This is a genomic window from Parabacteroides sp. AF17-3, assembly GCF_003635445.1.
In the GTDB taxonomy this organism is placed as follows: Bacteria; Bacteroidota; Bacteroidia; order Bacteroidales; family Tannerellaceae; genus Parabacteroides; species Parabacteroides goldsteinii.
Genome location: NZ_QTMM01000009.1, coordinates 194,277 through 217,060, shown reverse-complemented (window position 1 = coordinate 217,060; position 22,784 = coordinate 194,277). Strand labels below are relative to the sequence as shown.

The 22,784-nt window shown below is 41.2% G+C and carries 19 protein-coding genes; 18 read left to right on the top strand and 1 reads right to left on the bottom strand.

From position 1 onward, the window contains the following. Nucleotides 1-6: 6 nt before the first annotated feature. The 6 genes from DWW91_RS13905 to DWW91_RS13880 all read left to right on the top strand — a co-directional run bounded on the left by DWW91_RS13905 (nt 7) and on the right by DWW91_RS13880 (nt 6,572). Nucleotides 7-2,334 carry an ABC transporter permease gene (locus tag DWW91_RS13905; protein ID WP_122328067.1) on the top strand — a complete coding sequence of 776 codons (2,328 nt, stop codon included), beginning with the start codon at nt 7-9 and terminating at the stop codon, nt 2,332-2,334. Between the two features lie 213 nt (nt 2,335-2,547). After that, complete coding sequence (locus tag DWW91_RS13900) at nt 2,548-3,642, top strand: TlpA disulfide reductase family protein (RefSeq protein WP_122328091.1); 1,095 nt, start codon at nt 2,548-2,550, stop codon at nt 3,640-3,642. Nucleotides 3,643-3,719: 77 nt separating this feature from the next. Then, nucleotides 3,720-4,253 carry a DUF4858 domain-containing protein gene (locus DWW91_RS13895; protein WP_122328066.1) on the top strand — a complete coding sequence of 178 codons (534 nt, stop codon included), beginning with the start codon at nt 3,720-3,722 and terminating at the stop codon, nt 4,251-4,253. An 88-nt stretch (nt 4,254-4,341) separates the two neighbouring features. Then, on the top strand, nt 4,342-5,076 hold the full coding sequence (locus DWW91_RS13890; protein WP_010801670.1) for a 1-acyl-sn-glycerol-3-phosphate acyltransferase: 735 nt from the start codon (nt 4,342-4,344) through the stop codon (nt 5,074-5,076). A gap of 143 nt (nt 5,077-5,219) precedes the next feature. Then, nucleotides 5,220-5,726 (top strand): hypothetical protein, encoded by a 507-nt coding sequence (locus DWW91_RS13885; protein ID WP_007655372.1) that lies wholly within the window; start codon nt 5,220-5,222, stop codon nt 5,724-5,726. 18 nt (nt 5,727-5,744) lie between these two features. Next, nucleotides 5,745-6,572 carry a hypothetical protein gene (locus tag DWW91_RS13880; protein WP_122328065.1) on the top strand — a complete coding sequence of 276 codons (828 nt, stop codon included), beginning with the start codon at nt 5,745-5,747 and terminating at the stop codon, nt 6,570-6,572. A gap of 30 nt (nt 6,573-6,602) precedes the next feature. On the opposite strand, the gene nudC is transcribed toward DWW91_RS13880, so the two are convergent. After that, nucleotides 6,603-7,370, bottom strand: a complete 768-nt coding sequence (gene nudC, locus DWW91_RS13875; protein ID WP_122328064.1) for an NAD(+) diphosphatase — start codon at nt 7,368-7,370, stop codon at nt 6,603-6,605. A gap of 155 nt (nt 7,371-7,525) precedes the next feature. Between nudC and DWW91_RS13870 the strand changes: the two genes are divergently transcribed. From DWW91_RS13870 to DWW91_RS13815, 12 genes are all read left to right on the top strand, one after another. After that, nucleotides 7,526-7,747, top strand: coding sequence for a 4Fe-4S binding protein (locus DWW91_RS13870; RefSeq protein ID WP_082207500.1), 222 nt, complete (start codon nt 7,526-7,528; stop codon nt 7,745-7,747). Between the two features lie 23 nt (nt 7,748-7,770). After that, on the top strand, nt 7,771-8,163 hold the full coding sequence (locus DWW91_RS13865; RefSeq protein ID WP_007655379.1) for a hypothetical protein: 393 nt from the start codon (nt 7,771-7,773) through the stop codon (nt 8,161-8,163). Continuing rightward, entirely contained in the window at nt 8,160-8,738 is a 579-nt protein-coding gene (locus DWW91_RS13860; RefSeq protein WP_122328063.1) for an RNA polymerase sigma factor, read from the top strand. Before DWW91_RS13865 ends, DWW91_RS13860 begins: the two co-directional genes overlap by 4 nt. A 155-nt stretch (nt 8,739-8,893) precedes the next feature. Continuing rightward, nucleotides 8,894-9,568: an ABC transporter ATP-binding protein gene (locus tag DWW91_RS13855; protein WP_007655383.1), complete on the top strand. Its 675-nt coding sequence runs from the start codon at nt 8,894-8,896 to the stop codon at nt 9,566-9,568. Between the two features lie 139 nt (nt 9,569-9,707). Beyond that, entirely contained in the window at nt 9,708-10,937 is a 1,230-nt protein-coding gene (locus DWW91_RS13850) for a TlpA disulfide reductase family protein (protein WP_122328062.1), read from the top strand. Nucleotides 10,938-10,957: 20 nt separating this feature from the next. Further along, nucleotides 10,958-12,904: a TlpA disulfide reductase family protein gene (locus DWW91_RS13845; RefSeq protein WP_122328061.1), complete on the top strand. Its 1,947-nt coding sequence runs from the start codon at nt 10,958-10,960 to the stop codon at nt 12,902-12,904. 121 nt (nt 12,905-13,025) lie between these two features. Continuing rightward, the gene (locus tag DWW91_RS13840) at nt 13,026-15,713 is read left to right on the top strand and encodes a prolyl oligopeptidase family serine peptidase (RefSeq protein ID WP_122328090.1); all 2,688 of its coding nucleotides are present in this window, start codon (nt 13,026-13,028) and stop codon (nt 15,711-15,713) included. Between the two features lie 35 nt (nt 15,714-15,748). Then, a complete protein-coding gene (locus DWW91_RS13835; protein ID WP_122328060.1) occupies nt 15,749-17,371 on the top strand; it encodes a lipopolysaccharide assembly protein LapB in 1,623 nt (540 codons plus the stop codon). 170 nt (nt 17,372-17,541) lie between these two features. Next, a complete protein-coding gene (locus DWW91_RS13830; RefSeq protein WP_122328059.1) occupies nt 17,542-18,747 on the top strand; it encodes a 6-bladed beta-propeller in 1,206 nt (401 codons plus the stop codon). A 10-nt stretch (nt 18,748-18,757) separates the two neighbouring features. Beyond that, nucleotides 18,758-19,993 (top strand): 6-bladed beta-propeller, encoded by a 1,236-nt coding sequence (locus DWW91_RS13825; RefSeq protein WP_122328058.1) that lies wholly within the window; start codon nt 18,758-18,760, stop codon nt 19,991-19,993. 12 nt (nt 19,994-20,005) lie between these two features. Then, a complete protein-coding gene (locus DWW91_RS13820) occupies nt 20,006-21,313 on the top strand; it encodes a DUF4933 domain-containing protein (RefSeq protein WP_122328057.1) in 1,308 nt (435 codons plus the stop codon). 129 nt (nt 21,314-21,442) lie between these two features. After that, nucleotides 21,443-22,759 (top strand): DUF4933 domain-containing protein, encoded by a 1,317-nt coding sequence (locus DWW91_RS13815; protein WP_122328056.1) that lies wholly within the window; start codon nt 21,443-21,445, stop codon nt 22,757-22,759. Nucleotides 22,760-22,784 lie beyond the last annotated feature (25 nt).

Below are 22,784 nucleotides of genomic sequence, written 5' to 3'. Positions count from 1 at the left end.
AGAAACATGATACAACACTATCTGACAGTTGCCTTGCGCAACCTGCTAAAGAATAAAGGGCAAACATTGATTTCCATAGCTGGTCTTGCCGTGGGATTATTATCCTTTGCTTTATGTACTTATCTGATACGTTATTGGATGGATACAGACAATGACTTAAAAAATAAGAAACAAATAGCCGAGATAGTCATAGTCTCTGATAGAGGAGAAAGACTCACACATGGCACTCCTGCTTATTTGGCGCAGGAAATACGGGATAAACAGTTAGATATTATCAAATACCTAACCAGAGCTTCTTTTAATAATATCGAAAACTACTCTTTCGAAATAACAGAAGACAAGACATTACCTTATGAAATATACGTTGCAGAAACCGATACAAATTTCATCAAGGTATTTGATAGGAAACTATTGTCAGGAAACCTGAAATCAATAAATAGCCAACCAAATATTCTTTTGCTTAGTCAGTCCGCCTCCAAAAAAATATATGGAGATAAAAACCCTATTGGTAAAAAAGTAACTGGAGAAGACCTGAAAATATATACTATCGGTGGAATATTTGAGGACTTTCCCAAAAACAATAGTTTCAGTCCATATAACCCGATTGAAGTTTTAACAGTGTCAGTTCTCAATGGCTTCCTTGAAAAGCAGATTAAAGATATAACAGGTTGTAAAACATACGCTCTTTTGCATCCGGAACACAGACCAAAAGATTTAGATAAGCTATTAGATAATTTAAAACTAACTGCTGATTATTCTAATGGTTCCGCCCCAGTGAAAGCTCTTTCTTTAGGAGATAAAGACCCATTAGGGATGAAACTTCTATATGGATTCATCTTTTTTATCGGCCTGTTGATCTTCTTATCCGCCTTATTGAACTATTTTTCTTTCACTACCGGTAATTTCTATAACCGTATCAAAGAATTCAGTATTCGTAAAAATATAGGAGAAGACAAAAGACAATTGTTCATATTACTTTTCACAGAATCTTTTTTACTACTGTTCTTCACTGGCATACTTACTTTATGCCTGACAGAACTAATTGCTCCCGGATTACATTTTTCTTATTTCCGCATACAAATAGATTACAACAGTACACTATTATTCAAACAAATAGGAGAATATCTTTTACTATGTACCTGTTTAGCTGCTATCATTTGCTGGACGGTTTGTGTCCGGTTAAACCGGATATCTCTGATGGAAGGGATTCGTTTCTCCCGTCATCGGGTTCGAAACCTGTTATTGGGTATTCAATATGTCATTGCTCTCCTTTTCCTTTCCGGTGCAGCGATAGCTACATTCCAAACACAAGCCGGCCAACAACAACTATTCAACACATTTAGTAAGGCTGAAAAAGAAAGGATATTTTTTGTTCGCACAGATCACAAATATATGGAATCCACTTATCAGGTATTACTTTCCAAATGGAAAGCAAACAGTATGATAGAGGATATTCTGGAGGTACAGGATAAATTATCCAACCAACGAATACAGGATTACTCTTTGAAAGAAATGGATAAAAACACATTAGGAGGCAGCTTATATGCCTCTTCGAATGTTTGTTCTTTCCTTCATCTTAAGCCTGTTACCGGTTCTTTACTGTTGGATGAACAAAGTGTCCTGGTTAACGAAAGATTCATCGATTTTATCAAAGGAAATCCGGTAGACCAGAACCTACAGATAAATAATAAGCCGGAACAGTACAGAATCAATGGTGTCACGAATTCTTTTGAACGCTTCATGGACGGCTCTGAGTATTTCTCATGTATGGTAATCGGGGTATTAAAAGGACAGGGAAATTGTTATGTCCGTATCCAACAAGGAAAGGAGAAGGAGGGCAAGGCTTATCTGGAACAGACAATCAAAGAATTCTTACCAGAAAGTATCCAACCGGAAATTCATACCCTAAAAGAGGAATGCGAACATACGCAAAGTACGGAACGTATACTGCGTAATATATTTTCATTTTTCGCTACTGTTTGTCTGATTATTACATTACTGGGTGTTTACGCCGCTATCTCACAAGACACGGAACGCCGTCAGAAGGAAGTTGCTATCCGTAAAATAAACGGAGCTTCACTAAAGAATATCTTGTTATTATTCGCTAAATTATATATGAAGTTACTGCTGATCGCAACATTTTTTGTTTTTCCTGTTATGTGGTTAGCAACGAATGAAACTCTTAAAAACTGGGTTATCCGTTTCAACTACAACAACCCGTTATTCTGGTTCGGCATCTTCTTTATCATCATGGCATTTACAGCCGTCGTTATTTTAGTTAAGATACTAAGAACAGCCCGTATCAATCCGGCAGAAGTTATAAAGACAGAATAGTGTTTCTCCCTAATGAAACACTTGTTTCTACACTATGAAACAGTTGTTTCATTAAGGAGAAACACTTTTAGATAAAGGGACTATTACAGGCAAACTTCCCAAAAAGAATTAATATTAATATTATGCGGGGAAATTATGCCGGATATAAAAGAATCTTTCCTACTTTCGTATATCCATTTAACCGGAGTACGTATATTTTTAATTATCAAGCATATGAAAACAAACTTTTTACTCACTTTGTTAACCGGACTACTGGTTTTTACCGCCTGTTCGGAAAAGCCTGCTGCGACTTATACCATAAACGGTACTATCCCCGATAATTCGCTGGACGGAAAAATGATCTATATCTATAACCGTAACAACAATAACGTCTATGTAGACAGCACAGTTGTAACAGGAAATACGTTCACCTTTACCGGTAAAATGGACACCGCAGCTTACTGCCGTATCGATGCCAGCCGTGAATATTATGTCAATTTCATTCTTGAAAACGGGACAATCAATCTCGACCTCGGCAAACCGGTAACTCCGTCGGGAAGCCCTCTGAACAATGAGATCGCCCGCTTCTTTGCAGCACAAGACAGTATGTCTGCCCTGATCGATGCCAAACGACAGGAATTCATGAAACAGACAGAGGATAAAGCCGAACGCATGGAATTGCAGAAGAACTTTTTCCAGAATGAATGGAAACCGGCTTACCTGTCTATGCTCGACGGTTTCTTCAACAGAAACCTGGATAACCCGATCGGTGCTATCGCACTGAATTATATGGACGGTTATCTTTTGCCGGACGAGATCAAAGCGAAACTCCCTCAACTGAGCGAAGTAGTACGCAACACACCGAATATGCAGGAAACGATACAACGTTTCAACGCTTTGGAACAGACAGCCGAAGGAAAACCGTTCGTTGATTTCACCATCGAAATGAAAGACGGTAACAAAGTATCCCTGTCCGACTATGTAGGAAAAGGCAAATATACCCTGGTTGATTTCTGGGCAAGCTGGTGCGGACCGTGCCGTGCCGAAACTCCTGTATTGGCAGAAATCTACAATCAATATAAAAACAAAGGCCTTGAAGTGTTAGGCGTAGCCGTATGGGACAATCCAGAAAATACCCAAAAGGCAATAGAAGAACTTAAAATCACCTGGCCACAAATTCTGAATGCCGGTGATAAACCGACCAAACTATATGGTATCAACGGTATTCCGCATATCATTCTTTTTGGTCCCGACGGTACGATTATCTCCCGTGACCTGCGTGGCGATGCAATGAAAGCAAAGGTAAAAGAAGTCATCGAAACTAAATAAACCCAAATACGATGCAGTATTTCGACTTCCCGCACATTTCAATAAATAGAATATGTACGGGAAGTTGAACTTTTTAGATGAGTAAACGAATAATTACATTACTATTAATCTGCCTGAGCAATACGGGATACCTATATGCCCAATGGACAGAAAAGGACTCGGTATGGCTCCGGAATATACTCTCCGGCAAGGAGAAGCTGGAACTGAATCCCGAAGCGTTGAAAGCTATCCGGTCAGGTACGCTGATCAATACGGAAGAACCGGCTTCAAATATGATCATGGCACCCGAGCTATCACCTGCACAATCCATACAAAAAGATTTCACGGAATACGTACGTCCCAAAGATACCGACTATAACCCAAACCGTAAAGTGGACCCGAAAGACCTTCCTCCCGCCGTATTCATGTTATATGGAATGAATAAACCGTTACCCAAAGTGAAAATGCTGGGATCTTTCCAGGTCTCACCGGGAATCCGTGCAGAAGCTCAAAAGCCGTCCGGCATCTCGTTCGACGATATGTTACAACAGGTTTTTATGCCCAGTGCACGCCATAAAAGGAAAAATGCGCAACGCTGGCGGACTCAGAAATATTATAATAATTATCCGTAATCACAGTAGTAGAATATTTTTTTATACTTTTGTTACCCTATTAATAAAGGTAAAGTCAAATTTATAAATATACAATTTAAAGGATAAAATGGAAAAAATCATTTCGTATCCGCTTTCAGTCATCTATTATTTGTTATTTGGGATTACACTGGTGTTCTTCCATGTGGTACAGTGGATATGCTTTAACCTGTTCGGTTACAAAGCACATAAAAAGAGCGTGGATGTCTTGAGTTTTTTCCTGGTTTTCAACACCTATATTCTGGGAACAAGATACAAAATAAGCGGGTTGGAGAAACTCCCGACCGACTCGCCCCTGATCATTGCTTCGAACCATCAGAGCCTCTACGATATAACCTCTATCTGCTGGTTCATGCGCAAAGTTCATCCCAAGTTTATCAGTAAAATCGAACTGGGCAAAGGTATTCCCAGTATTTCGTACAACCTCAACCACGGCGGCTCCGTCCTTATCGACCGGAAAGATCCGAAACAGGCATTGACAGCCATCCGTGTAATGGCCGAATATATTGAAACAAACAAACGCTCGGCAGTAATTTTCCCGGAAGGGACACGAAGCAAAACAGGCAAACCCCGTCCTTTTGCCGAAAACGGATTGAAAATCCTCTGTAAATATGCACCGTCGGCCTACATGGTACCGGTCACGATCAACAACTCATGGAAGATGACCAAATGGGGTTCCTTTCCTTTGGGAATCGGCAACCGTATCGAACTCATCATCCACGACCCTATTCCAGTGAAGGCTAAGCCCTTCGCCGAACTCTTTGCCGAAACCGAACAAACTGTGATCCGCAGTATTAAAGTGTAATTTTTTTTATTTGTCATGCAGTATTTCATAATTTGTCCGTTTTATAATTAAAGACTATTAATAAATTAATCGGATAAGATGCAGCATTTCCTTGAAATATTGCGTCTTAAGGTTAAGAAATAATATAAAAAAGACGGACAATTATGACTAAATTACAGATACTGGCACTTTTGCTTGCCTCATTGGCACTACTATTCTTCACCTCCTGCGACAGCGAAGACTTCCAGGAGCCGGATGTGTATAAGGTGACTCCCGACCTGCGGTTGAGGATTAACCAGGGGATGAAATTATCCTCCAAATCCGAGAGAAAAACATTTAAGGAGAAATTCGACTTATTCCAGGAGAAATGTGACGAAATGGATCACATAACTTCTCCGTACACTTATATGGAAACGGAAGAATATAAGGATTTTAAAAACTTTCTCCTTTCTTCCTCACCCCATATCTATTATCTGTTGATGGATAAATTCCTGAAAAGCAGACTGAGCTTTTTCTCTAACATCATCAGTGACATTCTCGTATCATCCAAACCGGCTATTGCCGATCAGATTGCGGAACAGATGAGAGCAACCGGCACTTTGGAGGAAAGTTTCTATCTCTATCCTCAATTATGCCTGGATATATGGCTCGATGCATTAGATACCCAATAAATATAAACCATCCCCTCAATGACGATCGCAACTACACATATATGGACTTCACTGGTCTGCCTCCTGTTTTTCATAAGCGGGATCACCAGTTGCGACTCTTCCGATCTCGACAAACTTCCGGTCAACGAGAATCCGGAAGTGGCATTCGTAAATGACGATGTTCCCCAAAGATTGTCGCTTAACAATGCCCGGTTAAAACGGATGATTTCGCCCGCCAGCAACTCCGCTTATTCCGGCAAGATTTACGAATATAATGACGAGGGTCAATTATCCAGGATTTCTAACTGCCTGTTTGAAGGGGAAGCAATTACCGATACTCTCGGTTACAATGTTTATCAATATAACGTAGATAAGCAGTTGGTCATGACCAACAATTTTAATGCGAACAAAAATACCTCTACAGGATTTATCAATCTTCAGACACAGGTATATATCTATTCGAATGATGGCAAGTTAGAGAAAAAAATCACCCATTATCCGGTGATATCTCAGTCGGAGTATACATTATATAAATACAAAAACAATATGCTTGACCGGAAAGAGCATTACGGGACTTCGGGAGTATTGGAAAACTATACGACCCACTCGTATGATAAGGTCGGCAAACTGATACTGGAATGTCATTATATGGCAAACAACCAGTTAATCAACTATACACAGCATTCTTTTATCGACGGATTGAATACCCGTTCAGTGACTTTCTCCCCGACCGGCGAAGCCCTGAGAAAAGTGATCAATACATACGATAGCAATTATAACCTTATCCGATCCGAATCGAGCGAACTGGTATTATACAGTTCAAGATCAAACTTCACGGCACAATATGAATATGATAATGCTCAATAAGCATATTATGCCGTTATACGATCTTACACTTTACTGTTCCAGCCACCAGTCGATCATCTTCCGCGCAAGGCTGAGTTTACGAGGTAACTCAGGCAGATTGTCTTTAGTGAAGAAAGCGCCTTCGCTCAATTCCTCATCCTGTAAACGGATCGTGCCGCTTACATAATCGGCTATAAACCCAACCATCAGGTTACTCGGATAAGGCCAGGGCTGATTCCCGAAATAGGTAATATTATTAATTTCCAATCCTGTCTCCTCCATAACTTCGCGTCTTACACATTCTTCCAGCGTTTCTCCCGTTTCAAGGAAACCGGCAACCAGACCATAGAAAGAACCTCTGAAATTCCGGGCATGGACCAGCAGTATAGCATCTCCTTTGCGGATCAGTACCAATATCGCCGGAGAGACTACCGGATAGATTTCATATTTACAGTTTGGACACTGTTTGGAAATAGTTGTCTGCATGACAGTTTTCGTTCCGCATGAAGGACAAAAACGGCTATGCTGGTCCCAATAAATCAACTCATACGCTTTTCCGGCTATTTTATGTAAGACAGGATCGAGGTAATCGTAGGATGCCCGCAAACCCATCGGAAGGTATTCAGCCGTTTCTTCCAGCGGTGTATCCAAAGAGGCCGTACAAGCCGGCATATCCTCCAATAAACTGACTTCCAGCACATTCTTAACCGGCACAGGAGGATTGATACTATAAGGGATTGTATATGTTTCACCTTTTTTCTGAAGCAGTAACTGGTCGTTGAAGAAAATAAACCAGTATACATTATTTACATTGCTCATCACTTTTTACTTTTGAACGGCACAAATATACTGACTAATGCGGATATACATCAAAAAAATATTTCTATTTAAAATATTCTTCCGGCTCAATCGTCTACAACAATAGAAGGCATGTCTTACTAATAGATTTTTAATTATTAAAACGGAAACGAAAAATGTTCGGAAGAAAGAGAAAAGAAGTCATATCTTTACAAGTCTTTGCTTATGAGTGTAGTGGATGCGGACAGTGTGTGAAGAGATGCCGGAGAGAGGTTTTGAAAATGGTGAATAACGGTAGTTGCAGCTATGCTACGGTGGTCAATCCCGAAAGCTGTGTAGGCTGCGGTAACTGTGTCGATGTCTGCAAAACCTATGCAATTGAATTAATAACAGAGTAATAAACATATTAAATTAAATAACAATGAGAAATCCGGGAGTATTCAGAGGAGCGTTCATCTTTTTATTTTTTATAGGGTTGTTTGCACTGGCCAGCCTGGGAGTTATGTATCTGTGGAACTGGCTGATACCGGCCGTTATCGGCTGGTCGGTCATTAACTACTGGCAGGCGCTTGGTTTGATGGTTCTTTGCCGACTGTTATTCGGAGGGTTCAGAGGGTTTGGACATTTCGGTCCTTTCGGTCATCATCCCGGGGGCTTTTTCTTCGGTAACCGGGAAGAGCATAACCGCTTCCACGAGCAGATGAAAAATATGCCTTGGGAAGAACGCCGGGAACATATCCGCAGACATATGGCTGATTTCCGCAATGGCAGATTTAATACACAGGAGCCGTCTTCAGGTGATAATGCCCAATGAAAGAAATAGTTCAAAACCGCTCCGCTTCGGAGCAGAACACACGGGTTGCGGATATCTTCCGGAAATACCAGGCACAGCTAAAAGGTTTTATCTCCAGGCGTGTGTCCTCCAAAGAAGACAGTGAAGATATCCTGCAAAACGTATTCTACCAGTTCATGAAATATGACCAGGAGGACAGTCCGATCGAACAGATCGCCGCCTGGTTATATTCTGTGGCCCGCAGCCAGATCATCGACCGCAGCCGCAAACACCGGGAAAAAGAAATGCCCTATCTCTCCGCCAACGAAGAAGACGGCACTTTCCTGAAAGAACTGGCGGAGCTCATGCCCGACGAAGACCAGTCGCCGGAAATGGATTATATCCGTTCTACCGTCTGGGAAGAGTTGGAACACGCATTATTGGAATTACCGGACGAACAACGGGCCGTCTTTGAACTGACGGAACTGGAAGGCATTCCGTTCAAGGAGATTTCAGAATCGACCGGCATACCGGTCAATACATTGATTTCCAGGAAAAGATATGCAGTCTTGTTTCTCAGGAAAAGATTATATAATCTGTATGAAGATATTTTGTAAACAACTTGTTCCCTAAAAGTGCGTTTCCGAACTATATCCGTGCGGATATGCACAACTCCGAAGAGAATCTAAAATCCCAACACAATACAAGTCAAGCACTTACAATATTGGCACAGCTTTTGTTCTTTCATTAGTAAATTAAAATTCTTATACTCATGATTAAGACAGTAGCATTAGAAAAAATCTTCCGTACAGAGGAAGTTGAAACTTGGGCCTTGAACAAGGTGAATATTGAAGTTAAAGAGGGAGAGTTTGTAGCGATAATGGGACCTTCCGGTTGCGGTAAGTCTACGCTGCTGAATATCCTGGGATTACTGGACAACCCGACTTCCGGCGAATATTACCTGAACGGGATAGAGGTTTCCAAATATACGGAAGCACAACGTACAAAATTACGTAAAGGGATTATCGGCTTCGTATTCCAGAGTTTCAACCTGATCGACGAATTGAACGTATATGAAAATATAGAACTTCCCCTACTTTACATGGGTGTTTCGGCTTCCGAACGCAAACAGAAAGTGAAAGAGGCCATGGAACGTATGGCAATCGTCCATCGCGAAAAACATTTCCCTCAACAGTTATCCGGAGGTCAGCAACAGCGCGTTGCCATAGCCCGTGCCGTAGTAGCCAACCCCAAATTAATCCTTGCCGATGAGCCAACCGGTAACCTGGACAGTAAAAACGGCCAGGAAGTAATGAACCTGCTCAACGAACTTAATAAGGAAGGAACAACCATCGTCATGGTAACCCACAGCCAGCATGATGCCGGCTATGCTTCACGCATCATCAACCTGTTCGACGGACAGGTGGTGACGGAGACGGTAATCTAATTACAAATGTTACAAAAGTCAAAGAGTAGACTGCAACATGTTAATAGATGTTGTAGTCTACGAAGTATTCGTACTTTCCAGTATATCAAATCCAAATAAACTTGTACATTGCCGGCATTAACTACAAATCAAATTATCCATGAAAGCACTAGGTCTATTATTATTTGGAATCTTTTTAACCGTTTCTTCCGCTTATGGACAAAAAACATGTACAATCGAAGGTGATATCCAGAATATGCCAGACAGTATTACTCTCAGTTGTGCGGAAATGAAAGGAAATACAGCCAGAATGCAGGGCGATGACTTTTTTACAATGACAAATGGTAAATTCAAAATAACCAGGGAGGTCGACACTATTACCAAAATGTTTCTCACTGTTAACCGCACCGGCTATCAGTTTTGGGTAAAACCAGGAGCTAACATTAAAATTACCGGAAAAGCTCCTTATGTACAAACCTGGAGGACAGAAAGCGATATTCCAATCCCGGAACAGATAGAATTAAACCGTTTCAGAGAAGCGACTCAAAAAGAGGCAATGCAAATTCATGATTTGACAACCGAAGCCATGAAAATACTGGCTAATGCCGATGGCAAAAATCCGAATCCCCGGCAGCAGTTCGATTCATTGCGCCTAAAGATAAATAGTATCCATGATGAAGTCATCCTATACAAAGAATTACAACTAATATTGAAAAATCCCATAACACTTGCAGGACTGGAAGAATTAAGAAATGCAGCCAAATGTTATAAAGAAGGAAAGTTTAACAAACTGGTTTCGATGTCGGACAACTCCATGAGCCTAGCAGGACTGAACAATTTAAAAGAGACTGAAAGGTCTAAAGTCCGGACTTTCATTATTACCGTATATAGCAAACTGACTGATGAGCAAAAACAATCTCAATTGGGACAGGAAATAATATCCTTGTTATCTATTTCATCAACAGTAAAGACCGGAGACAAAATCTATGATGCCGAATTAAAAGATGTTGAAGGCAAAACCCACCACCTCTCCGATTACCGAGGAAGTTATATTCTTCTTGATTTCTGGAGCCGGGCTTGCGGTCCCTGTGTCGCAGCGTTACCTGAACTAGAAAAAATAGCAGAACAATACAAAGGAAAAGTGATCGTAATCAGTGTATCTGTAGATCCTGTTTCCGTCTGGAAAGAAGAAGTTGCTAAAAGTCCCGTTAGCAATTACTGGCTTCAATTGTCTGATGGATTAGGTTCGAGTGGCATAGCAGCACACTACGGACTAAAATCTCTTCCTACATTTGTTTATATATCGCCGGAAGGTCTTATCCTAAAAATCAAAGAAGGATATAGGGAAGACGCTCTTCTGGAAGAACTCAAGAGTTTTATAAAAGACTAACAATCTAAATTAATAAAGGTATGAAACACATTATCAGTTTACTCACTCTATTCCTCTGTTGCACAAGTTTGCACGCTCAGGATCGCGTAGTGGAGCAACCGGCTTTTGAAGTACGCAACACCAATACGCTCGAATTTCAGAAAATTATTCTGAACGACACAGCCACCATCATGTATGTCGACGCTTATTACCGACCCAAATATTGGATCAAGATCGTTGATGAAACGACGTTGGAAGCCAATGGTAAAAGTTACCGGATCAAAGCCGGCGATGGTATTAAGCTTAATGAGGAATTTTGGATGCCGGAATCAGGTACGGCCTCTTTCCGTTTGATTTTCCCTCCCCTTCCGAAGGATACAAAGACAATCGATTTTATCGAAGGTAACGACAAAGGAGCTTTCAAGATCTGGGGTATACGATTGGATGGAAAGACACCCACAGTAGACTTTCCCAACGTAAAGAAACCGGAGAAAGCGCCTGTCCTGGAAAAGCCGGAACTGAAATCAGGTATTGCCACACTAAACGGTAAATTTATTGGCTACAAACCGGGGATGGATGAAGAACTGCCTATATGGGTATTCAATATTCTTACAGCCGGTGCAGACCAGAACACCATAAATGTTAAGCCCGATGGAAGTTTTAAACTGGAAATTCCTTTATTACATATTTCAAGTATAGTATTATCCGGAAACTCAGTTGTTCATACCCGTTTCTATATAAAACCGGGAGAAACAACTTCTGTCGAAATTAATATGCCGGAAATTTGTCGTGCACAATCCAAGATACAATCTTCCAAGCCTTCATTAGGAAACAAGTTCTATTTCACCGGAGCATTGGCTGATATAAACAACGACCTCGCCAATAATCCGGTTGAAGAACCTTCATTCAGTGTCAGAAGTCAGGAAGAATATGATCAGATGATGAAAGACATCAGTACAATGACGGTTGATCAATATAAAACATATTGGACAGAAAAATATCAGAAAGCCGTCGATCAGCTAAATCAACTGACAGGAATCAGCGATGCACATCGTCAATTGATTGCCATGAAACTAAAGCATGAACTGGCTGATCAATTACTTGGTTACAGAGCAATTGAATATGCTTACCGGCAAACGAACAAAATCCCCAAAGATTCTGTTCTGGTCAACTATGTAAAGCCAATTGCAACCCAGGATTATTTCAATTTCTTGCCGGAACTGTTATCCAATGATCCCTACTTTATTTATAATGGTAATGCGGCTTATTTGTTAAGAGGCCTTCAGTTTACCAACTTTACCGGAAAAGATATCAAACTAGAGAAAGACGAAAAATTCCCAGACAATACAGCTGATATTGCCCGGATTATAGGAACCGATAAAGGACTTCTTTTCGATATGTTAGCCGCACAAAAACTGGCAGCTTCTATCAGCGAGTTCCGTCCTTTAGACGAACAAGAGTTGGCAAAGACCAATACATTGAATCCGGCACTCAAAGAGGAACTTATCAAAATGAATGAGAAACTGAAACTGACAATAGAGGAAAACAAAAAGAAATCCGGCTATACCGTCAACCGTGTGAACATTGCGGATATCCCATCCGAAGAATTATTCAATGCAATTACAACACCTTACCGCGGCAAAGTTGTCTTCGTTGACTTTTGGGCAACCTGGTGCGGTCCCTGCCGGATGGCAATGAAAGAGACAGAACCGGTAAAGAAAGAATACGAAGGAAAAGACGTCGTATTCCTCTACCTGGCAGCCGAAAACTCTCCGAAAGGGACCTGGGAACAAATGATCCCGGACATCAAGGGTGAACACTACCGTGTTACTGCCGAACAATGGGAATACTGGGGAAAGAAATTCGGTATCAATGGTGTCCCTTCTTACATGGTAGTGGCAAAAGACGGTACTCCAGTTCACTTCCAGGTCGGTTTCATGGGAGTGGACAAGATGAAAGAGATGATCGATAAAGAACTGGCTAAATAAGAAAATCCGGAATATACTATTTATAAGGGCGGAGATCAGGTAATGGTCTCCGCTTTTTTTTGCGGTAAAATCAAAAAGTCGTAATATTGCATTCACAAACATAACATATATAATGGTTGGCATGAAATATTTCAAACAATGGGTACTTTTTATTTGTCTGAGTGTTTATTGCAGTGCTTCCGCACAGGAAGTAAAAAAAGCGATGACATTCGATGAAATGGTTAGCTGGAAACGTATTACGGAACAAAAAATCTCCCACGACGGGAAATGGGTAGCCTGTAAGATGGAACCCTGGTGGGGAGATGCCAGTATTTTCGTGTACAATGCCAAAGGAGAAATGACAGCTTCTTTTCTTCCGGCCGCACAGGCAGAATTTTCTGCATCTTCCGGTTACCTGCTGGTTACCAGGAAGCCGGAACTTGAAAAAGTAGAAGCCCTGAAACTGAAAAAGACCAAAAAAGAAGATATGCCGTTGGATGAACTCGTCATCTTCAATCTCTCAGACAAAAAAGAAACGATAGACTCCCTGAAATCATATAAACTTTCTGAGAGTGCAGACTGGATTGCCTATAAAAGAGAGAGTAAATCAGATACTGTACTCCATGTGCGTTCGCTGGACGGAGCAAAAGAGGTACGGTTTGCCGATGTCAAGGAGTTCGGGTTCGCTAAAAAAGAAAACATTCTATATTACACGACAGATTCCACCTTATCCACATTTACTCCGGAGAAAGGGCATACCGTTATTTTTGAAGGTAAAGGTGTAATTAAAAAAGCGACATTCAATAAAACCGGCGACAAAATAGCATTCCTGTATTGTCCGGATAAAGACTCAACCAATACGCAATTTTCACTTTATCTGGCAGAAAATAATACCCGAGCCCGCATCGTTGCTGATAAGGGACAAAACTTCATACCCAAAGGCTGGGTGATCAGCGAAAACGGTGACATCCGTTTTTCAGAGAACTCTGAACGTATTTTCTTCGGAACAGCACCGGCTCCCATGCAAAAAGATACTACCGTACTGGCAGAAAATCGTCCCGACGTACAAATCTGGAAATGGGATGAAGGTGTACAATATACTCAACAAGTATATAATAAAGAAAAAGACCTGAAAAAGACTTACACTGCCGTTTATAACATTTCCGGCAACACCCTCTTCCAACTGGCAGACAAGGAAATCCCTCATTTGATCACAGCCGATGAAGGTAATGCACCGATCGCCCTGCTATCGACAAACCAACCCTATGCAACGGAACAGATGTGGGAAGGCAGAGGCCGTTATGATATCTATACAGTTAATCTTCAAACCGGAGAACGCCAGCAAATAAAAAAAGCAAGCAACAGCAATATGCAACTTTCCCCCAAAGGGACATATGCTTATTGGTATTGTGCGCAAGACAGTTCCTGGTATACCTATTCCCTGGCAAACGGAAAAGAATACCGTCTGACAACTCCCGCAACCTTTACCGCCTGGGATGAAGACAATGACGTCCCGGACTATCCCTCACCCCACGGTTTGGCCGGATGGACAGCTGATGATCGTAACCTCCTGATATACGACCGTTATGATATCTGGAAATTTGATCCTACAGCAGAAGTCGCTCCTGTAAACCTGACAGTAAACGGACGAAAGGAACAACTTTCATATCGATTGATCAGATTAGATAAAGAAGAAAAATTCATTGATATAACAAAGTCACAGTTATTACAAGTGTTCAATGAAAAAACAAAAGGTTCCGGATATTACAGTGCCCATCTCTCTGCCCCCAAAGCACCGAAAGTCCTGCTGGCCGGAAACTTCATGCTGAAAACACCCATCAAAGCGAAATATTCGGATGCAGTGATCTATACCTCCGAAACATTTGAGCAATATCCGGATATAAGGCTTTCTGACCTTAGTTTCAAAAAGTCCATCCAGCTTACCCACGGAGAAGAACAACAAGCAAATCTGAATTGGGGTACAGCCGAGCTCGTCTCCTGGATTTCTCTGGACGGAACACCTTTGGAAGGAGTTATCTATAAACCGGAGAACTTCGACCCGAACAAAAAATATCCGGTAATCGTAAACTTCTACGAACGTAATTCGGAAACGCTTTATGCTTACCATATGCCGGAACCGCATCGTTCCACGATTGATTACCATTTCTATACCAGTAATGGTTATATCATTTTCAATCCGGATGTACGTTATGTAGACGGTTATCCCGGAGAAAGCTGTTTCAACTGTGTCATGCCGGGTATTACCTCATTAATAGCCAAAGGATATGTAAATGAAAAAGCAATCGGTGCACAAGGTCATAGCTGGGGCGGATATCAGGTTGCTTATCTTGCTACCCGGACAAACCTGTTTGCCGCTATCGAATCGGGAGCTCCGGTCGTCAATATGTTCAGTGCCTACGGTGGAATCCGTTGGGGATCAGGGCTGAACCGTTCTTTCCAATATGAACACGGACAAAGCCGTATCGGCGGAACTTTATGGGATTCCCCATTGCAATATATGGAAAACTCTCCGTTGTTTACCATGGATAAAGTAGAAACTCCCATCCTGATCATGCATAACGACAACGATGGTCATGTACCCTGGTATCAGGGAATAGAATATTTTGTAGCACTCAAACGTTTGCAAAAACCAGTATGGCTACTCAATTATACCGGAGAAATTCATTGGCCGATGCGTCTGGCAAACCGGATAGATTTCCAGAAACGTATGTATCAGTTCTTCCAGCATTACCTGAACAAGCAACCAATGCCCAAATGGATGGACGAAGGAGTTCCGGCAGTCGATCAGGAATTTGAATTGGGATACTAAAAGCATTACATTTGCTTCAAATAACCGGTATCTCCATGAAAAATACTTTTTGGCTACTAATTATACAATCTATACTCTGTTTGTCGGCCTGTACGGGCGGACAAACAGAGTATTGGTTGGAACAGGCTGAAAATTATCTGGACAAAAAGCCGGACAGTACATTAATATTTCTGGAGAAGATAAAGAACCCTGACCAGCTGGCCGATTATCCTAAAGCGAAATACGATCTGTTTCAGACTATTGCTGGATTCCGCAAAGGTCAGGCCATACGGACAGACTCCCTGCTCACAAAAGCTATTGATATTTTCATTGCCAACAATGATTCGGTCAATACCTCGAATGCTTGTTTCTGGAGTGGGTTTATCAATATGCAAACGGCGAACTATATGCGGGCTGACTCCTTCTTTACCCTGGGTATTCCGTTTGCAACAAATCCTGTAGTACGAACCAGATTATACGAATACAGCGGTTTTGCCCTTCTGTACAAAGGCAACGCAAAACAGGCATTGCAGCAGCATAGACTGTCATTACAAGACAGTGCCTTTATCCCTGCCGCTTACCAGGCAGAAGTATTAGCAGAAATCGGACAGGCATATCGATATTCAGAACAAACCGACAGTGCAATCATCTACTACCAAAAAGCCATCCGGAAATCACTGGAAATCGAATCAAGGGAACAAACAGCCTTTTTCTATCAAAAAATAAGCGAAATTGAAAAAGAAAAGGGAAATATTAGAAACGCAACGGAAGCATTGAAAGCAAGTCAGAGTTTATGTAACACCCGGACTAGTTATCCATATCATATGCTTACTCAAGCCCAAATATACATTGCATCCGGCGAAACCGATTCGGCAAGGGTTTACCTACAGAAAGCAATACAAAGCACAAACACCTATGTTGCAACCCGTGCCTATCAACTATTGGCCCGGCTATATGAAAAAAACAAAACAGACGAACAAATATACTACGCCTGGAAAAACTATGAAGGAAGTTTCAGCAACATATCCGGTGATGCCGAATCACAGATAATGACACAACGATATCAGGAAGAACTGCTCAAAAATGAAAATAACCAATTAAAACTCAAAAAGAAGCAACAAGATATCTACCTCCTTTCATTATGTCTGATATTGATTACAGCCTGTACCCTTTGGTATATTGTCTACAACCGTCTCCGGAAAAAGAAAATCATCGGCGAACAACAATTAAAAGAACAGGAACTAAAAAACCAGGTCGCCCAATTAGAGAAAGAACGGGAATTGATATCCTTGCGTGAAAGAGCTACGGCTTTACGTGAACAGTTGTTCCGCCGTCTGTCCGCATCCCAAAAGATTCCTTCCCTTTCCGGAAAAGCAAAAGAAAACACAGATGATAACAAATCGAGGTTAACATCGGAAGAGATAGACGAATTGATCGAAACTGTGAATAATATCTGGTCCGGCTTTGCCGAACGACTAAAAAAAACTTATCCGTTACTCCGTACAAAAGACATCGCCTTCTGTTGCCTGTTGAAAAGCGGGATCAGCACGAAAGACCTTGCCTCCATCTATTATATCACTCCTTCGGCCATCAGCCAAAAGAAAGCACGTATGAAACGGGAGAAGTTCGGAGTTGAGGATGATAACCTGTCTCTGGATGATCTTTTGAATGCGTTCTAAACTGCTAAAGAGGAAATGTCAATTCATTTTTACTACGATCAGATAGTAAACATCTATATATCTGCCCGTTACCCCTTTCAGTATTATCTAAAATGTCAACTGACTTTCTAGTCTGTTATCAACATTTAAGGATATATTTGCATCAAACATCATTCTAAAACAGCAACATTATGAAGAAGGTAGGAAATCTTATTACTGGTTTACTTTGCTTACTATTGATAGTCTCGTGTCAAAGTGGCAATAAATCATCATTCAATAACGGATTGGAAGACTCACCCGTTGTCGGTACTTTTGTACAGGTGGGGGATGACCAGGTTCTTTCATGCGATCAGAAATTACTGACCGACTCCATACACCTTCTACTCACTTATCTTACGGAAAAACCAGAGATCATTCATCTGGACAACCGGGATGAAGCGCTGATCAGCGAAGGACGCGTAATCGTTTCCGATAATTATTTATTAGCATGGAACAACAAACAAAATCCTTTCAAACTCTTCGACCGAAAAGGAAACTTCCTGACAACGATCGGATCATACGGACAAGGCCCCAACGAATACCTGAATGTTTATGACGCTAATATAGACGAAGAAAACGACCGAATTTATATATTGCCCTGGCAAAGTGCCCAAATACAGGTCTATGACCTGAAGGGTAATCCCCAACCTACAATACCACTTTGTCTGCGGGCTCCCAAAGGCACTTTCCATGTAGACCTTCAGGATTCGACGGTTGCAGTTGTTCTACTTCCATTCCCCGACATGCCGGCAGTAGCATGGACACAGGATTTTCACGGGAACAGGAAAGACTATATCGAACCCGGCCATCTCGCTGCACCGCAAGATTACAGTAATGAGGTCTGTACATATAATAATGTACCGGGTATTTTTGACGTAAATATCCTCTGCATCGTACCAACACGCGTCGACAGCCTTTACCGCTACGATTACCGCAATAACCGCTTGTCTCCAACCTTCACCATGAATTTCAGTGAAGACCCGATCCCCTGGCACGGCTATATCGAACTTCCGAACCATTATATAGGAGAGGCTTCCTATCCGAAACAAGTATCAGCTACTTCATTTGTATCATCATCTCCCAGCTATTATATTGTAGACAAAAGAACTGGAAAAGGAGCTTTTTTCCGATTATATAATAATTATCTGGGATACACGGAAATCGGCTGGCCTATTTTCTCTTTTTATAATGGCTACTTTATCCAGAATATAGAACCGGCTAACCTGAAAAGCACGTTAGAAAATGCTCTAAAGTCTAACAAATTAACAGAAGAAGAAAAAGCAGAATTGACTACATTGGCAGAGTCAATACATGAAAATGATAATAATATCATCATTTTAGCCAAATTAAAACATTAGTACACCTGATATGATAAACAAGAATCACCTGAAATATAAAAGAGGAATTGCCAGAACTTTGTCTGGTTTTATAATTCTGTTCTCTCTTATTTCATGCAAGACCTCCAATGACAAGACACTTGACACCTGTCCTGCCGTTGGTTCCATTAAGCAAATAGGAGACGATTCCGTCATTATTTGCGATCAAAAACTATTAAAGGATACTATCCGGATTCCCTTAAGTTTGCTAGTCGATGACTTTGAAATAATCCGTCTGGATAATAAAAACGAAGCACTTGTCGGAGACCAGCAAACAGTTATTTCCGAAAACTATATCCTCGTATGGAACAAGCAGCAAAATCCGTTCAAGCTTTTCGATCGCAAAGGGAATTTCATTACTATGATCGGTTCTATCGGACAAGGGCCGGGAGAATACCAAACAATTTATGACGCTCAGATTGATGAAAAAAACGATCGGATTTATTTGTTGCCCTGGACCAGTAGTCAATTGCTGGTATATGACCTGAAAGGTAATTCTCTTCCTCCGATCCCTTTATGTTTACGTGTTCCCAAAGGAAAAATTCATGTTTTGGACAGCAATTTGATTGCAGCCGTCCTACTCCCATTTCCCGGATTACCTGCTATTGCCTGGACACAGGATTTCCTGGGAGAAAGAAAAGCATTCATCGAACCGGGAGACCGGACTGTTTATGACTATAACTCAGAAATTATTTCCGGAGGTAATACTTCAGCTTTCGATGTAATGATCCGATATGTGATGCCGGCACGGACAGATACGTTCTATCACTATGATTTCCAAAATAACCGTTTACGCCCAAAGTTTGTCACAGAGTTTTCTGAAGACCCAGTTCCTGAACATGGTTTTCAGGAACTGAGCAATCATTTTCTGTGCTATACTTATTCTACAATTCAAGTTTCAAAGTATATGTTTGACTCTGCTAATCCCGCATATTATATAATTGACAAACAGACCCTGAAGGGGGCATACATGCATCTGATAAACGATTTTCTGGGAAATACCGAATTACCGCTCAGAAGTTTCGATGGACATCATCCTCCTTTTCCCAATTTCAGAAATGGGTATTTCATTCTGAATATGGATCCGGGAAATTTACAAACAGAGCTACAAAATGCACTGAAAACAAAGGATCTGTCTCCGGATAAAGAGGCTGCTCTGAAAAAAATGCTTATCTCTATAAATGAAAACGATAATAACTATATTCTTCTGGGTCGCCTGAAGAAATAAAAAGAAATAATTATGAAAAAGAACATCTCATATTGCTTGTTTTTTACTCTTTTGATACTTGTATCCGGTTGTAAGCAAAAAAATGAAACAGAATCCTCTACTACTGAAGAAACTGCTTACCAGCCTGCCAGTCCGAAATATACAGCCAGGTATGACCATTCAACACCTACAGCTAAAATAGATGTCGAATCAGCTATTTCCACATCATCTCCTGTCCGGTTAAGTGAAGTGGCATCGACCATCGAATATTATCAGGTAGGCGACGATAAATATCCAGTGACCGAAGTTGTCGCTGTTGAGGGTGGTTTCATTGCCCTCAACAAGCCGAAACTATACCTTTACCGGCAAGGGAAAAAACGGAAACGGGTCGGATTGAAAACAGAATATAGTAATTGGCGGGACAATGAATCGGGTAATAACCTGTTTTATGATAAAAAGACTACCCGGTTATACGTACAATTAAAGAAACTGAATCAGGAAACCGGATATTCAACCAAATATATAGGAGAACTTCCTCCGTTGGACAGTGTCCTGGCCAGGGTGCATTATCTGTATCCGGACTCATTGCCAAACCGCCGTCTTCTGAAAAACTGGGTAGAGATATTCACTCCGGAAATGTCTGTCGGCCGCTTCTTTTACCCTGGGACCGGATTTGACTATGGAGTCAACACTTTCAATTTAAAAGGCGATACTCTCTGCCATTTTTATTTCGGGATCGATTCCATTGGTACTATTAAAAGCGATAACTTTTACAATTTCACACTCTTCCATACATCGTATCTGTATGATAACAAACCGACATTTTCAGCGACCTATTGCGATACGATTTACCGACTGCTGGATCAGCAGACCATTGCTCCGGTCTATGCCATTCATTTAGGCAAATACAAGGCACCGGCAACCTATGTGATTAATAGAGGAGATAAACGTAATAAAGCATGGGTGGATAATTTACGGGAAAATTCGCAAGCCGTATTCCTGAAAGTTCACAGGGAGGGTAAAAGTAATAAATCCGGATGGCTGGACAACAAAGACAAGCAGAACCAGGATTTTCCATCCGAAGATTACCTAATGGTTTATCTGAAAAATAAACGTCAGACCAAAGCATTACCACTGACAGCCCGGGGAATGATAAACGACCTGGACGGAGGCTTGCCTTTCTGGCCCGATGGTCAAACAGATGAATATATGTACATGATCCGGCCGGCCGGTGAACTGAAAAAAGGAATTAAACTAACCGGTTCCCCTAAACAGGAAACTCTTAAAAACTTCCTCAGTGATCTGCCGGACAATCAGAATGTGATGATTGTCGTCAAATAAAACTATTAAATCATTAGCATGCAACATTATTACTGTTTATTCGTAAATAAACGATAAAATCGTATTTAATGAATACAAATCAATAAATAATACCTATTTTTGAGGCAATCAATTAAAAAAACCGGTATCATGAAAACATTATATATTCTGATTGCCACCTGTGCTGTATGTCTCGGTACACTAAGCGGCTGTAAACAAAAAGAAGGAAAGAGCACCCGTCCAATCACTCCCCCTAAATATGAAGGGAAAGTCGATTATTCTGTTGCTCCTACCCATATAGATTTGGAAAGTGCCCTCGATGGCGAAAAGCAACCATTGAAGTTAAGCCAGATCGCTTCGGAAATAGATTATTATATTGTCGGAGACGGTAACTTTACGGTAAAGCAAGCTATTTCCATACCTGACAGCAATGCTTTCATCACGTTCAACAACCCGCGGCTTTATTACCGGAAAATAGGAAGGCCAAGTAAACGATACGGTTTCAAGGCACTGGCCTATAAATGGAATAATGAAATGAACGGGCATAATCTGTTTTATGACAAAAAGACAACCCGCATGTATTGTGCCATGAGCGGTAAAGATGTGGAAACCAGAGGAAGCCAGGAGCTTTGCGACCCACAAATCATTGAACTGCCTCCACTAGATACGATGTTGACAATCACCCGGTATGTTTTTCCTGAAACAGTGGAAAAGAAATACACAATCAACCTGGGAAAAGATAAATTACTGGGATTCTCATCCGACGGATATATGTTGAGCCACTATGAAGACACAAGCGGTGTTCCGAACTGCATGCTGACTTTTAACCTGGCAGGCGAAACGCTCGGGAAGTTCACCTTAAAGGATAAATCGACACTTTCCAAATCGCAAACAGATAATATCCCATTCTTCCAGACAGCCTATTGGAATGAGGCACAGGATCAAATGACTTTTATGATACCGTTCTGTGATACCGTATTCCAGATGCGTGATCCGCAGACTGTTGTACCTTTGTACAATCTGAATCTCGGGAAATACGGCATCCTGACTGACTATGCAGAAAAACAAGAAGTTACGGATGAGAAGATATGGTTGCGTACTTTATATGAAAACTCAAAAGGTTTATTCATGGGCCTGTATCAAAAGAAAGGTCCAAAGCTCGTAAGCTGGCTGGGATTTGAATATGAGTACAAACCGACACTGAGTTATCAGGCTGTTTATATGAAAGATGAAGGTAAAACGTATGTCCTTCCGCGTAGAGGACAGGGATTTGTCAACGACCTGGACGGCGGACTCACTTTCTGGCCGGACGGACAAACAGACGGTTATCTTTATATGATCCGTACACTGACAGAAATGCGTATGAACGTAGAACGAACCGGCTCGCCTAAACAGCAAAAACTGCTGGATCTCCTTGACAACAAGAGAATACAGGAAAATCAGTATGTGATGATTGTGGTTAAATAAATAATTCTTATTTTTAACGCAACAA

What these genes read in the sequence shown, in the direction of transcription:
- DWW91_RS13880 (WP_122328065.1), top strand. Translation starts at nt 5,745, where the DNA reads ATGACGATCGCAACTACACATATATGGACTTCACTGGTCTGCCTCCTG.
- nudC (WP_122328064.1), bottom strand. Translation starts at nt 7,370, where the DNA reads ATGAGCAATGTAAATAATGTATACTGGTTTATTTTCTTCAACGACCAG.
- DWW91_RS13860 (WP_122328063.1), top strand. Translation starts at nt 8,160, where the DNA reads ATGAAAGAAATAGTTCAAAACCGCTCCGCTTCGGAGCAGAACACACGG.
- DWW91_RS13835 (WP_122328060.1), top strand. Translation starts at nt 15,749, where the DNA reads ATGAAAAATACTTTTTGGCTACTAATTATACAATCTATACTCTGTTTG.
- DWW91_RS13885 (WP_007655372.1), top strand. Translation starts at nt 5,220, where the DNA reads ATGACTAAATTACAGATACTGGCACTTTTGCTTGCCTCATTGGCACTA.
- DWW91_RS13830 (WP_122328059.1), top strand. Translation starts at nt 17,542, where the DNA reads ATGAAGAAGGTAGGAAATCTTATTACTGGTTTACTTTGCTTACTATTG.
- DWW91_RS13840 (WP_122328090.1), top strand. Translation starts at nt 13,026, where the DNA reads ATGAAATATTTCAAACAATGGGTACTTTTTATTTGTCTGAGTGTTTAT.
- DWW91_RS13870 (WP_082207500.1), top strand. Translation starts at nt 7,526, where the DNA reads ATGTTCGGAAGAAAGAGAAAAGAAGTCATATCTTTACAAGTCTTTGCT.
- DWW91_RS13815 (WP_122328056.1), top strand. Translation starts at nt 21,443, where the DNA reads ATGAAAACATTATATATTCTGATTGCCACCTGTGCTGTATGTCTCGGT.
- DWW91_RS13865 (WP_007655379.1), top strand. Translation starts at nt 7,771, where the DNA reads ATGAGAAATCCGGGAGTATTCAGAGGAGCGTTCATCTTTTTATTTTTT.
- DWW91_RS13850 (WP_122328062.1), top strand. Translation starts at nt 9,708, where the DNA reads ATGAAAGCACTAGGTCTATTATTATTTGGAATCTTTTTAACCGTTTCT.
- DWW91_RS13890 (WP_010801670.1), top strand. Translation starts at nt 4,342, where the DNA reads ATGGAAAAAATCATTTCGTATCCGCTTTCAGTCATCTATTATTTGTTA.
- DWW91_RS13900 (WP_122328091.1), top strand. Translation starts at nt 2,548, where the DNA reads ATGAAAACAAACTTTTTACTCACTTTGTTAACCGGACTACTGGTTTTT.
- DWW91_RS13845 (WP_122328061.1), top strand. Translation starts at nt 10,958, where the DNA reads ATGAAACACATTATCAGTTTACTCACTCTATTCCTCTGTTGCACAAGT.
- DWW91_RS13825 (WP_122328058.1), top strand. Translation starts at nt 18,758, where the DNA reads ATGATAAACAAGAATCACCTGAAATATAAAAGAGGAATTGCCAGAACT.
- DWW91_RS13855 (WP_007655383.1), top strand. Translation starts at nt 8,894, where the DNA reads ATGATTAAGACAGTAGCATTAGAAAAAATCTTCCGTACAGAGGAAGTT.
- DWW91_RS13895 (WP_122328066.1), top strand. Translation starts at nt 3,720, where the DNA reads ATGAGTAAACGAATAATTACATTACTATTAATCTGCCTGAGCAATACG.
- DWW91_RS13820 (WP_122328057.1), top strand. Translation starts at nt 20,006, where the DNA reads ATGAAAAAGAACATCTCATATTGCTTGTTTTTTACTCTTTTGATACTT.
- DWW91_RS13905 (WP_122328067.1), top strand. Translation starts at nt 7, where the DNA reads ATGATACAACACTATCTGACAGTTGCCTTGCGCAACCTGCTAAAGAAT.